A 13,039-nucleotide genomic window follows, 5' to 3' on the forward strand; every position below is an offset into this window, starting at 1 on the left:
GCACCGTGCCGATGAGCTGGGGCGTGACCATCAGGTAGCCGACGAGGTTGTCGCGGCGCCGGATCGTCCAGTAGGTGCCCCCGGAAGCGGGCTCGGCCGCCGCCTCCCGGGTCCGCGGCCGGGTCGCGACCATCACGATCCCAGTAGCGGCTGGACCTTCGCGCAGACACCGCCGAGCACCGACCGCACGTCCGCGCCCGGCGTCCACAACGGGTCGAGCGCCGCCCGGACGGTCTGCGCCAGCTCCGCCTGCCCGGTGTGGCTGGGCTTGACGACGCCCTTGCCGATCCCCGCCACGACGACCTTGTCGAGCTGGTCGCGCTTGAGAAGCGGGTTGCTCTTGGCCAGGGTCTCGGCGTTGAGCTGCGAGGAGCGCGGCGGCGGGAAGTAGGCGGCGAGCTTGGCCGAGTTGGCCCGGTTGGTGAAGAAGGCGAGGAACTCGGTGGCCGCGGCGGCGTTCCCGGACTTCTTCATCACGCCGAGCCCGCCCTGGCCGATCACGGAGTACTCCCCCTTCGGGCCGGACGGCAGCGGGACCAGGTCCCAGCCGAACTTCGCGTCCTTCAGCAGCGACGCGCGGGAGATCTGTGTGATCGTCATGGCGGCGTCGCCGGCGAAGAAGTCGACCGTGGTGCCGGGGCCCGGCACCGCCTTGTCGGTGAAGATCGCCTTGTGCAGGAAGGTCATCGCCTCGGTCATCTCGGGGCTGTTGAACCCGCAGGTCTTCCCGTCCTCGCTCCAGGCACGGGCGCCCCAGCCCGTCCAGACCGAGGCGAGGTTGTCCCAGTTCTTGTAGTCGAAGTCGCGGATGACGAGCCCGTTGCCGCCCTTCGCGGCGACGGCGGCGTTGACGGCCGCGGCCTTCTCCCACGTCCACTCGCCCGACTCGATCAGCTTGCGCGGGGACTTCTGGCCGGCCTTCTTCAGCGCGTCGGTGTTGACGAACACGCCGAACGGCGAGGTGGAGAACGGGTAGGCGTACAGCTCGCCGTCCTTCTGCCACAGCTTGGTGGTGGAGGGCACCAGCTCCGCGCTGTTCTCGATCTTCGACGTGAGCGGGGCGAGCGCGCCGGACGCCACGAAGTCGGGTGCCGAGCTCTCCAGGACCCAGGCCAGGTCGGGGGCGTTCCCCCCGGCCAGCTGGGTGGTCAGGGTGGTGGTGTAGGACTCGACCGGGATCGGGTCGAACCTGATCTCGGTGATGTCGGGGTGGGTCTTCTTGTACTCGGCGGCGATGTCGTTGAAGAGCTTCAGGTGGGCCTCGTTGGAGGTCCAGATCGTCATGCGCAGCGCGTGCGGGTCCTTGCTCTCCTGCGAGGAGCCGCCGCACGCGGCGGCGGCGGCGAGCAGCGCCGCGGCGGCGGCGAGGGCGCGGAGTCTCATGGGGTGGGGGTCTCCTCAGTATCCGACGATCTCGGGCCAGCGCAGGCTGACGCCGTCCCGGGTGAGGCGGTGCTGGAAGTCGGCCAGGAGAGCCTCGTCCTCCCGGACGGCATGGGGCGTGGCGGCACGGTCCAGGCAGAACGCGGCGAGCGCGCCCGCGGCCTCTCCCGCGTTCCACTCGACCGGATGCAGGCGGTAGGCGCCGTTGGTGATGTGGGTGGTGCCGATGTTCTTGCTCGCGGGGAGCAGGTTGGCGACGCGCCGGGGGATCAGCGCGCCGAGCGGGATCTCGAACGGCGAGCAGGCGACGTCGAGGTAGTTGTCGCCTCCGGTCGAGGGGTGCAGGTCGATCCGGTACATCCCGATGCCGACGGAGTCGGGGTAGGAGACCGCGCCCTTGTCGCCGCGCACGGCCAGCGACAGGTCCTGTTCGGTGACGGTGTACAGCGCCCTGATCCGGCGCGACTCCCTGATGTAGGGGGCCTGGGCGAGGCCGTCGGCGGAGCCGGTGACATCGCCGCGCAGCCGCAGTCCCGGGTAGCCGGTGCCGCCGTCGTGGCGGGGCGCCTCGGTCTGCATCCAGTACAGGACCGACTTCGACAGTTCGCGGGCCGCGGCCAGATGCTCCGCCGCGTCGGGGACGCCGAAGGCGGGCCCCTCCAGGTAGTCGATCATCGGCCAGTTCACCAGCGTGATGTCGCTGGCGTAGGTGCCGGGCAGGAAATTGCGGCGGGCGGCGATCCGGCGGAACGTCCACAGGTTGCCGTCGCCCGGGCTGATCCGCTGGTCGGCCAGGACGGCGAGCGGGTCGTCGTCCGGGTTGGGCGTGAAGGAGCGCTCCATGATCTCGAGCGTGCGCGGGTTCGGGCAGCGCCAGGACAGGAGCTTGTCGCCCCAGAAGGGCGGCTGGTAGTCGCGCCAGAAACCGTAGGAGGCGGGACGGTCGATCGTGTGGTCGCCGTCGACGTGGTCCATCGCGAAGCACACCGACACCGCCTGCATGTTCAGCGGCTGGGACTCGGCGGGGGCGCTCGGCTCACCGGTCTCGGACCGCGCCTCGAACCCGGTGACGTACTCGGTCCCGGTCAGCGGGAGCAGCTCGCCGGTCTCGGTGGCGTCCAGGATGTAGGCGCCGGTGACGACCACCTCGCCGGCCTCGCCCTCGAGCGTCACCGAGGTGACCCGGTCGCCGTCCACGGTGGCGGCGACCGGCCGGTAGGGCTGGAGCACCCGCAGCCGGCCCGGCCCCCGGTAACCGGCGAGCATCGCCTCGATCACCGCGACCGCGACGCGCGGCTCGTGGCACAGCCTGCTGACATGGCCGCCGCCCGGATTGAGTTCGCGGGCCGCCCGCGCCGCCTCGGTGAGCGGGTAGTGATCGCGGTAGTAGCGCCGGATGCCCTCGCGCAGCGCCCGGTAGGAGGCCGTGACGCCGAACTCCTCCACCCACGACGGCTCGTCCGGCGGGACGGCCTGGCTGGTGAGCTGGCCGCCGAGCCAGGCGAACTCCTCGGACAGGACCACGGTGCGTCCGGCCCGCAGCAGGGCCAGCGCGGCGGCCACGCCGCCCAGCCCGCCGCCGACGACGACCGCGTCCGCGTGGATCTCGTGCACGTCAGGCCTTCCGGTCGCGGGGGGCGGCGAGCGTGCTGCCCTCGACGGGCTCGCACGGCAGCAGTTCCTGGGGCGTTCCGCCCCGTTCGAGGATCTCCGTGAGCAGCTCGACGGCGCGCCAGCCGATCTCGCGCCGCGGGATGCGGAAGCCGGTGAAGCCGGGCCGCCGGTCGGGGGTGCCGAGCACCAGGATCGACAGGTCGCCGGGGACCGAGAGGCCGCGGGCCTCGGCGGCCTCGGCCAGGGCGGTGCCGTCGGCCGGTTCCTCGACGAACGCGGCGGTGACGCCCGCCGCGCTCAGCTCGTCCAGGATCCGGGCGTGGCCGCCCTCCTCGACCGGGAGGTGGAGGGCCTCGGGACCGGCGGCGTCGCGGAAGCCGCGCATCCGGTCGGTCCGCGACTCGCCGCCCTCCCCCGCCCCGACATAGGCCAGCCGGGTGTGCCCGAGCGCCGTGACCCGCTCGACCAGGGCGCGGACGGCGGGCGGGTAGTCCACCCCGACGTACGGGACGGGGCCGCCCGCGTCGTCGCGCCGGCCGATCGAGACGAAGGGGAAGCCCTCGGCCAGCAGCCGGGCGAGGTCGTCGCGGTCGACGGTGCGGCCGAGCAGGACGCAGCCGTCGGCGAGCCGGACCCGGCTGTCGGCGTTGAAGATCCGCCGCCGCTCACCCGAGGCCGCCTTGGCGCTGGTGAACAGCAGCAGGTCGCACCCCGCGTCCTCGGCCCGCTCCTCGATCCCGAGCAGGAACGGATGGTAGAAGTCGGCGCTCGCCGAGGGGAACACCGCCTCGTAGGTGAACACGCCGATGATCCGGTTGCGCCGCTCCGCGAGCCTGCGCGCGGCGGGATCGGCGATGTAGCCGGTCTCGCGGATCACGCGCAGCACCCGGTCCCGGGTCTCCGGCGAGATGCGCACCTCGGTGTCGGAGCGGTTGTTCAGCACCATCGACACCGTCGTCTGGCTCACACCGGCCATCCGGGCGATGTCCTGCTGCGTGAGGCGCTTGGGTGGGGTCACGGTCGGTAGCAGCCCAATCTGGTGATAATGCGCATTGGCATGTCGGCGGGCCTCATTCTCAGGCGGCGTTCCGGCGGCTGTCAAGGGCTGATCTTCCCTGTAGTAATTCGCATTATCACCTTGACGGCCGTTCTCGGCCGGGTCGAGACTCAGCGGCCAGCCGGACCTTTCGCCGTCACCCAGGGCGAGGGTCGCCGCACCACCCCCCGAGGAGCTGGCACGGTGTTGAACCCCCGAGACATCAGCCGTCGCGGTCTGCTGACCGGAGCCGGAGCGGCCGCGGTGCTCACCGCGCTGCCCGCGGGCCGCGCCTCCGCCGCGCGCTCGCTGCCCGACCTGGCCCCGCTCGGCCCGGTCGCGCGGGCCGCCATCGCGCCGGCGGAACAACGCGTCGCGTCCTACCTGGTGTCGCTCGCCCCGATGACCAACGACATCTCCGACGGCGGCGCCGACCACGGGTTCTTCACCGGCGGCTGGTGGCGCACACCCGCCAGCGCCACGAACGCCCGGGTGCAGGAGCACGTGCTGACCCTGGCCTGGTTCTACGCCAAGACACGCTCCTGGAACCCCTACGGCGGCGATCCCGCGCTCCTCGCCGGGCTCGACGCGGCGCTCGGTCACTACCTGGGGCTGCAGCACCCCGACGGTTCCTGGCCGGAGTACTCCGCCGGCGAGCATTCCCTGGCCGCGACGGGGTTCGCGCTCGGCTACCTGAGCAAGGTCCAGTCGCTGCTGCGGTCGTCGAACGCGCTGCCCGCCCGCCGTGCCCGGATCACCGTTGCGCTGCGGAAGGCCATGGCCTGGCTCCTCGACCCGTCCAACGAGAGCGCCTGGCAGAGCGACCTGACCTTCTCCAACCAGGTCACCGCCGGGCTCGCCGGGTCGGCCCTCGCCCTCAGACAGGACCCGGACCCAGCCCTGCGCACGCGGTTCACCACGGCGATCGGCCGGCTGGCCGCCGACGGGCAGAGCCCCGCGGGCTTCTTCTACGAGAAGACGGGGGCCGACATGAACTACAACTTCGAGGTGATGCTGCCCGAACTGGCCGACTGCTGGCGGCAGAGCGGCGACCCGCGGCTCATCAGCATGGCGTCCGCCTACACGGACTGGCTCGGCTACAACATGCTGCGCGAGCCTGACGGATCCGGCTGGATCACCAACATCGCGCCGTCGTCCCGCACCAGCACGCTGTTCTACGACGACACCAGGCCCGATCCGGAGCGGACCGCGCTGAACGGGCAGTTCGTCCCGGACGTCCCCTCGCTCGGAGCGTTCCTGTCGGCGCGCGAGGACCTCGCCGCCGCCCGGGCGGCCTGGGCCGCCGACCCCGCGCCCATACCTGCCCTCGTCAAGCAGGACACCTCGCCGCGCATCATCGCCCACGGGTTCTACGGCGAGCGCTTCGCGACCAGGAAGGCCAAACGGCAGGCGATCGCGCGGCTGCCGTACCTGGCGTCGGAGCACTTCACCGAGCGCCGCGCCGACCTCGGCCAGGAGTTCCTCTTCCTCCGCCGGCGCGACCTCTACCTGGGCGGCTACTTCGGGACGCGCCGGGCCACCACCGTCTCCCGCACCGGCCTGGCGTTCCTGTGGCACCCGGTCGCCGGAACGGTGATCCAGTCGCTGAACGACAACGACCACGGCTGCTGGGCGACGGTCTTCCCCGGCCAGGTCGCCGACGCCGACGGCCCCCAGCCCGTCGAGTTCCTCGGCGGTTCCCCCTACGCCTTCCGCTTCCGCACCCCCACCTCCTCGGTGGTCACCACCGTGACGGCCGGCGACGGGCGGCTGACCAGGTCGGTCCGCGCGACCGCGGCGGCCGGTGAGCAGATCCCGCTGGTGCTGCGCGCCTCCGACACCGTCGTCTTCACCGACGGGACGAGGGCTCCCTACGGCGGCTCGGTCACCACCACCGCCGATGGCCTGGACCTGCACCGGCGCGGGGGCGTCGTCCGGTTCCGCTGGGGCGGGGCGCGGACGGTGGGCTTCCGAGCGTCGTCGGTCCACCTGCTGGACGGCGCCCGGCGCACCCACATCCTGCTCGTCCAGCACGACGGGGACCTCGACCTGTCCGTCGTGCTCTCATACTGACCATGCATCCGAACCTGGACCCCGAACTGCGCGAGGCCCTCACCCGGTCACCCCTCATCCGGGTCGACTACACCCGCCTGTCCCCGGACGAGCTGCGCGACCTGCGGGAACTGCGGAAGAAGGCCAGCGCGCCACCGTCGCCGGACGTACGGGTCCAGGACAAGGTCGTCCCCGGTTCGGGGGTCCGGGTACGGATCTACCGGCCGCCGGCCGCCGCTCCGCGGGCCCCCTGCCTCTACTGGATCCACGGCGGCGGGATGTTCCTCGGCTCCCCCGAGTCGGACGACGCCCGGGTGTCACGCTACGTCGCAGGGACCGGGGCGGTGGCCGTCTCGGTCGACTACCGGCTGGCCCCCGAGCATCCCCACCCGACCCCGGTGGAGGACTGCTACGCCGGGCTCGTCTGGACCTGGGAGAACGCCGCCTCGCTCGGCATCGACCCCTCGCGCCTCGCCGTCGGCGGCATGAGCGCGGGCGGCGGCCTCGCGGCGGGCACCGCCCTGCTCGCCCGCGACCGGGGCGGCCCTCCCCTGGCCTTCCAGATGCTGCTCTGCCCCATGCTCGACGACCGGGACACCACCCTGTCCAGCGAGGCCTTCACCGAGGCGATCACCTGGCCGCGCGCCTTCAACGTCTTCGGCTGGTCGGCCCTGCTCGGCGCCGACGCGGGCGGCCCCGACGTTCCCGTCTACGCCGCCCCCGCCCGCGCCACCGACCTGTCCGGGCTTCCGCCGGCCTACCTGGACGTCGGCGAGCTGGAGGTCTTCCGCGACGAGTGCGCCGACTACGCCATGCGCCTGGTGCGCTCGGGCGTCTCCGTCGAGTTCCACCTGTGGCCCGGCGCCTTCCACGGCTTCGACGACGCCCCGCTTCCGGCCACCGGCCTCGTCCGGCGCGCCCGCGCGGAGCAGATCGCGGCCCTGCGCCGCGCATTCCGCGCCGCCACCCGCTGCTCGGACGGCACGCCGCACCGCTGACCCGGCCGAGGCCGGACGGGAACGTCGGCCGGTCCGAGCTCGACGATCAGACCAGGCCCGCGTTGTGGGCGGCCAGCCCCGCCTGGGTGCGGTTCTCGCAGCCGAGCTTGACCAGCATCCGCGAGACGTAGCTCTTCACCGTGGCCTCGGTCAGGGACAGCCGCCTGCCGATCTGCGCGTTGGACAGTCCCTCGCCCAGGCAGGCCAGCACCTCGGTCTCGCGTTCGGTGAGCCCGGCGACCAGGCTCCGGGCGCGCTCCCTGTGCCGCTCCCCGGCCGACGAGGCCGCGACCAGCCGCTTCGCGGCCTCGGACGACAGCACGGTATGCCCGTCGCACGCCACGCGCACGAGGTCGATCAGGTCCTCCGGCGGCGTCGACTTCACCAGGAACCCGGCGGCGCCGGCCCGCAGGGCGCGCAGCACGAACTCGTCGGCGTCGAAGGTGGTCAGCACCACGACCACCGGGGCATCCGGTCGCGCCCTGAGGCGCTCGGTCGCGGTCAGCCCGTCCATCCCCGGCATCCGGAGATCCATCAGGACGATGTGCGGGCGGTGCCGTTCGACGGCGCGCAGCGCGGCCTCCCCGTCATGGGCCGGCTCGATCACGTCGATGTCGCCTGCGGAACCAAGGATGGTCCGCAGGTGCGCGCACACCATCGGCTCATCGTCCACGACCAGGACGCGGATCGGGTCACGGCTCATGAGCCGGCTCTTCCACGGTGCGGGTCGAGGCGGCATGCGACGTCGTGGGCACGCATGCGGGCAGTATCGCATCGAGCACGAATCCGCCGTCGTCGGTGGGCCCCGCCACCAGCGTCCCGTCGACCAGGTCGACACGCTGCCGCACGCCGAGGAGCCCGGTGCCGGAGCCCACGGCCGCCAGGTCCCGGTCTCCGCGGAAGGGCCCGGCGGGCGGCCTGCCGTTGCTGACCCTGACCCGCACCTGCTCCGGGTCGTACCGCACCTCCACGCGGACCTGCGCGCCGTACGCGTGCTTGCGGACGTTGGTGAGCGCCTCCCCCACGATGCGCCGGGCCGTCCGCGCGATCGCCGGGGACGGCGTCGCCGGATCGCCCGTCTCGACGAGGTCGACCGGCACGCCGACCGACGCGGACTGCGCCGCGAGCCCGGCCAGGTCCACCGGACCTCCGGCGGCCCCGGGGGCGCCGTCACCGGTCTGGAACGCGCCGGCCAGGTCGTGCAGTTCGTCGAGAGCCTGCCGCCCGGCCGCGGCCAGCTCCGCGGAGGCCTGCGCGGACTCCGCCGAGGGGGCCGCGCCGCCCAGCCGGTCCGCCCAGTCCAGCATGTCGTGGACCCGGCCGGACACGATGGCGTGCATCTCCCGGGTGAGCCGGGCCCGTTCCCCGGCCCTCGCCCGTTCTGTGAGCAGCCGCTGTTCACGCCTCGCCCGTTCGGCGCGTTCGGTGAGCGCCGCGACGAGGCGGCGCCACACTCCGACGTACAGTCCCAGCAGCGCCGGCAGGCCGATGAACACCGCGGCGACCGAGACGACCACCGCATAGGGGTCCCACGGACGCGCGGCCAGGGCCAGCAGTGCCAGCACCACGGCGGTCCCCAGGACCGGACGCCTGGAATGCGCGGCCACCATGTAGGCCACCAGCGGCGCGACCGCCGGGACGAGCAGCCTGGTGGAGTCGCCCGTCGCGAGCAGGCCCGCCGAGCCGGTCACGGCGAGACCGAGGAGGACGACCGTTCCGGCCAGGGTCGGGACGGCGGCCGCATGCGGATGGCGGCGGCGCAGGACGAGCGCGGCGGCGAGCGGTAGCTGGAGCCCGATCTCAAGCCAGGGCAGGGCCGGCTCGCCGCTGCCGACCGGCGGCGCGGTGGCCACGAGGGTGCTGAGCAGCAGCGTCCACACTCCCGCGGCCGCCGCGAAGCGCAGATCGGACCGGTCGATCCGCGGCGACGCCGCCGAAGGACCGGTGCCGGCCACGACCGGATCACCCGGCGGTCCGGCCACGGGCGCGGGAGCGGCCGGCCGGGAACCGCGGAGCACGCCGATCAGCTCACGGAGTTCGGCCAGCGCCTCGCACCCGATCGCCCGGACGTGCTCGGCCGCGTCCCGGACGGCGGCGTCGGCCGTGGTGATCCGCAGCGCCCCGGCGTGCAGCACCATCAGGCTGACCCGGTGGGTGACGACGTCGTGCAGCTCCATGGCCATTCGGGTGCGCTCCTCGGCCCTGGCCTGCTCGGCGCACAGGTCCCGCTCGCGTTCGGCGTCGCGGGCGCGGTCGGTCAGGGTCCGCACGAGCATCCGCTGCGTCTGGCGGTAGAACCCGAACAGCATCGGGGCGCAGATGTACAGCAGCCCGTCGGCGGCGGCCTGCATCGACGTCGACCACGGATGCGCGGCGGCGACCGTGAGGAGCGCCACCGCGGTCCACGCCCGCCGCCGGTCCCGGCCATAGAGATGGCCGCCGTACGTCAGGAGGACCGGGGCCAGCGACATCAGCAGGTTCGTGAGCTCGTCCGCGGTGGCGAACCGGCCGGACACCGCGAGCGCCCACCCCGTCACGCCGGCGGCGGCCGCGGCGGCGGCCGCCGGCTCGGCCCCGATCCGGCGGCCCGCGATGATCACGGTGCCGGCGGCGAGCATGGCGGCCGTCCCGGCCAGGGGGCCCCATTCGGCCGGGCCGTCCGGGAACGGCGGCGCCCAGGTGATGCCGGCGACGGCGAGGAGGACCGGGACGTCCAGGACCCAGGCCCGGACGAATCGCGTCGCAGGTGCCGGCGGGAGTCCCATGCGGCACACGGTACGTCCGGCCCCGGCGAAGGAGGCCGCGAAGCCGACGAAGGAGGGTACGCGGCGGCGGGGCGATCAACTTTCGTGGACAGGACGCACCGCCTTCTCCGCTAGTGCGGCCACCCGCCGTCCACTGGACTCGTGAGCGGACGATCGAGCACACGGAGGGACGTCACCGATGAGAGCCCGGAACCGGCGCCTGCCACTGGCGCTGCTGGCACTGACCGCCGGGGTGGCCACGGCGTCATGCGCCGACACCAAGCCCGCGAAGCTCAGCGCGTCGGGAGAGAGCGGAGCGCCGCACGACGGCGCCGGGCCCGTAGTGCACACCGAGTACGGCGCGGTACGCGGCAAGGCGACCGGGAATGTCCGCGTCTTCCAGGGCATCCCGTACGCGGCACCGCCGGTGGGCGAGCTTCGCTGGCAGGACCCGCGGCCGCCGGAGCGCTGGGGGGATACGCGGGATGCGACCCGGCCCGGCCCGGCGTGCCCGCAGGGCCCCGGCGAGATCCCCAGCGGAAGCAAGAACGAGGACTGCCTCAACCTCAACGTGACAGCACCGGCCGGCGATCCCGCCAAACCGAGGCCGGTGGTCGTGTGGGTGCACGGCGGCGGCTACTACATGGGAGCGGGCGGCAACTACACCGCCGACCGCATGGCGGCTCAGGGCGATGTCGTCGTCGTGACCGTCAACTACCGGTTCGGTGTGTTCGGCTTCTTCGGCCATCCCGGCCTGGAGGGATCGGGATCGTACGGCCTCAAGGACCAGCAGGCCGCCCTGTCCTGGGTGAACCGCAACATCGCCCGGTTCGGCGGCGACCCCCGCAATGTGACCTTCGCCGGCCAGTCCGCGGGCGGGGTCAGCGGCTGCGCGCAGCTCACGTCGCCGGGCGCCAGGGGCTTGTTCGGGAAGGCCATCCTGCAGAGCGGCTCATGCTCCCTCGGCTGGCTCAAGAACTTCGACTACCGCGGCCAGAAGCCGGACGACGTGCTCTTGCCGCTCGCGACCGTCCAGGCCCGCGGTCGGCAGACCGCCGCCGACCTGGGCTGCACCGGCGGTGACCCAGAGGTCATCGCCTGCATGCGCAAGCTGCCCGTCGACAAGCTGATGCCCGTGCTCAGCAAGTACATCCAACCGGCCTACGGCACCGATGTGCTGCCGATGAGGCCGTCCGACGCGCTGCGCGCAGGACGCTTCCACCACGTACCGGTCCTGGCGGGCAACACCCGCGACGAGTCCACCCAGTCCACGGCGATCTACGACGAGGCCGCGGCGGGCCAGCGCCGGCCCATGAGCGAGCAGACCTTCGACACGGTGATGAGCGAGACCTTCGGCGAGGACGAGAAGGCGGTCCGGGCCGAATATCCGCGGTCGGCCTACGACTCGGCCGCACTGGCGTGGTCGGCGATCGTCACCGACCGCAAATGGGTGTACGCGCAGAACGCCATGTCCCGCACCCTGTCCCGGCAGGTGCCGGTGTACCAGTACGAGTTCGCCGACCCCAACCCGCCGGCACTGACCCCCGGTCCCCCGAAGATGCCGATGGGCGCCCAGCACGCTTCCGAGCTGTGGTACCTGTTCGACCTGGGCGGCATCCCGCCCAAGCTCGACCCCGAACGGGCGCGGCTCGCCCAGCAGATGATCGGCTACTGGACGAGCTTCGCGGCCTTCGGAGACCCCGGCAAGGCCGGCGGCCCCCGGTGGCCGCTGTTCCGCACGACCGGTGGCCGCACTCCCCACGTCCAGTCCCTCGCCCCCGGCGCGGGCGGCATCCGCCCGGTCGACCTCGCCGCCGAGCACCACCTCCCCTTCTGGACGCGCCTCGCCCGCTGACCGGGACGGAGACCGGCCACCGGCCGCCCGGCCGTGTCGGCTGCCCGACACGGCCGGGCTACGCGGCGTATCCGCCGTCGATCCTCAGCACCGCGCCGGTGACGTAGGAGGCCTGCGGGCTGGCGAGGAAGACGACGCCCGCGGCGATCTCCTCCGGCCTGCCGTACCGCCCCATCGCCGCGGTCGGAAGGAACATGGACGCGGCCGGGCCGTCGGCGGGGTTCCCCTCGGTGTCGACGAACCCGGGTTGGACGACGTTGACCGTGATGCCCCGGTGCGCCAGATCGCGGGCCGCGCCCCGGCTGAAGCCCTCAAGCGCCGCCTTCGAGCCCGTGTAGTACGCCATCCCCTGGAAACCCGCCCGAGTGGCCACACCCGAGCTGATGCTGACGATCCGCCCGCCATCAGGCAGCAGCGGCAACGCCTGCGTCACGTCCGCCTGGTCGGCCCGGTAGGCCGCTGCGCGCACCCCCTTCGCCTCCAGGTCGGCGACCACGGCCTTGCACACTCACCGCCACAGCACGATCGCTCGCATCCCAACTCCTACCGGACCGCCCCACCAACTAACCCGACACACAACGCGCCGCACGCACCAAGCTTTGCCGGTGAAGGCCGTGCGGCGTGTCGTGCCCTGTCCAGCCGCGCGCTCAGCCCGCTCGCAGGTCTACCGGCCGAACGTGCAGGTCATCGCCGACCCGATCGGGCGGCTGATGTGGATCCTTCTACAGCCAGTCGGCTTCGGTGGCTATTCGGACGGCGTCGAGGCGGTTGCGGGCTCCCAGCTTGGTGACGATCGCCCCGAGGTAGTTGCGGACCGTGCCGCGCGACAGGTGAAGCCGCGCGGCGATCTCCGACGGGTCGGAGCCGGATGCCGCGAGCCTCAGCACGTCCAGTTCGCGATCGGTCAGAGGGTTCTCCGGCGCGGTGAGGGCACGCGCGGCCAGCGCCTGGTCGATCACCTGCAGGCCCGCCACGATCCGTCTGATCGCCTCGGCCAGTTCATGTGCCGGCGCGTCCTTGACCATGAAGCCGTGGACGTCGGCGGCCAGTGCCCGGCGCAGCATGGCCGGCGTCGCGGAGCCCGTGACCAAGAGCACCTTGCAGTCCGGGAGTTCGGCGATGATCTGGGCCGCCGCCTCGATGCCGTCGACGCCCGGCATCCCGATGTCGAGCACCGCGATGTCGGGACGGTGCTCGCGCGCGGCGGGGACGATCTGCTCTCCGCCTCCCACCTCGGCGACGACGGTCAGGTCGTCCTCCCGCTCCAGCAACGCGACCAGAGCTCCGCGGACGAGATGCATGTCCTCGCCCACCAGCAGTCTGATCATCGGCTCCTCCGGGTTCTCAGGCGATTCTA

General features: G+C 72.9%; 10 protein-coding genes. 3 read left to right on the forward strand and 7 right to left on the reverse strand.

Features of this window, described 5'->3' with window-relative positions:
• Window positions 1-132: 132 nt before the first annotated feature.
• The 3 genes from ABGB11_RS09610 to ABGB11_RS09620 are packed head-to-tail and all read right to left on the reverse strand — an operon-like array spanning window position 133 to window position 4,015.
• Window positions 133-1,383, reverse strand: a complete 1,251-nt coding sequence (locus ABGB11_RS09610) for a sugar ABC transporter substrate-binding protein (RefSeq protein ID WP_347631002.1) — start codon at window positions 1,381-1,383, stop codon at window positions 133-135.
• A 15-nt stretch (window positions 1,384-1,398) separates the two neighbouring features.
• The gene (locus ABGB11_RS09615; protein WP_347631004.1) at window positions 1,399-2,997 is read right to left on the reverse strand and encodes an FAD-dependent oxidoreductase; all 1,599 of its coding nucleotides are present in this window, start codon (window positions 2,995-2,997) and stop codon (window positions 1,399-1,401) included.
• 1 nt (window position 2,998) lies between these two features.
• The gene (locus ABGB11_RS09620) at window positions 2,999-4,015 is read right to left on the reverse strand and encodes a LacI family DNA-binding transcriptional regulator (protein WP_347631006.1); all 1,017 of its coding nucleotides are present in this window, start codon (window positions 4,013-4,015) and stop codon (window positions 2,999-3,001) included.
• A gap of 222 nt (window positions 4,016-4,237) precedes the next feature.
• Between ABGB11_RS09620 and ABGB11_RS09625 the strand changes: the two genes are divergently transcribed.
• Window positions 4,238-6,106 (forward strand): hypothetical protein, encoded by a 1,869-nt coding sequence (locus ABGB11_RS09625; protein ID WP_347631008.1) that lies wholly within the window; start codon window positions 4,238-4,240, stop codon window positions 6,104-6,106.
• Between the two features lie 2 nt (window positions 6,107-6,108).
• Window positions 6,109-7,083 carry an alpha/beta hydrolase gene (locus ABGB11_RS09630; protein WP_347631010.1) on the forward strand — a complete coding sequence of 325 codons (975 nt, stop codon included), beginning with the start codon at window positions 6,109-6,111 and terminating at the stop codon, window positions 7,081-7,083.
• A gap of 46 nt (window positions 7,084-7,129) precedes the next feature.
• On the opposite strand, the gene ABGB11_RS09635 is transcribed toward ABGB11_RS09630, so the two are convergent.
• Window positions 7,130-7,786: a response regulator transcription factor gene (locus ABGB11_RS09635; protein ID WP_347631012.1), complete on the reverse strand. Its 657-nt coding sequence runs from the start codon at window positions 7,784-7,786 to the stop codon at window positions 7,130-7,132.
• A complete protein-coding gene (locus ABGB11_RS09640; protein ID WP_347631014.1) occupies window positions 7,776-9,848 on the reverse strand; it encodes a histidine kinase in 2,073 nt (690 codons plus the stop codon). The genes ABGB11_RS09635 and ABGB11_RS09640 overlap by 11 nt, the downstream gene beginning before the upstream one ends.
• A gap of 178 nt (window positions 9,849-10,026) precedes the next feature.
• On the opposite strand from ABGB11_RS09640, the gene ABGB11_RS09645 reads away from it, so the two are divergent.
• Window positions 10,027-11,682, forward strand: coding sequence for a carboxylesterase family protein (locus ABGB11_RS09645; RefSeq protein ID WP_347631015.1), 1,656 nt, complete (start codon window positions 10,027-10,029; stop codon window positions 11,680-11,682).
• A 58-nt stretch (window positions 11,683-11,740) separates the two neighbouring features.
• On the opposite strand, the gene ABGB11_RS09650 is transcribed toward ABGB11_RS09645, so the two are convergent.
• Both ABGB11_RS09650 and ABGB11_RS09655 read right to left on the reverse strand, forming a co-directional pair.
• A complete protein-coding gene (locus ABGB11_RS09650; protein WP_347631017.1) occupies window positions 11,741-12,190 on the reverse strand; it encodes an SDR family oxidoreductase in 450 nt (149 codons plus the stop codon).
• 214 nt (window positions 12,191-12,404) lie between these two features.
• Window positions 12,405-13,010 (reverse strand): response regulator transcription factor, encoded by a 606-nt coding sequence (locus tag ABGB11_RS09655; protein ID WP_347631019.1) that lies wholly within the window; start codon window positions 13,008-13,010, stop codon window positions 12,405-12,407.
• Window positions 13,011-13,039: the final 29 nt, after the last annotated feature.

The organism is Actinomadura sp. B10D3 (genome assembly GCF_039871695.1).
Classification (GTDB): domain Bacteria; phylum Actinomycetota; class Actinomycetes; order Streptosporangiales; family Streptosporangiaceae; genus Spirillospora; species Spirillospora madurae.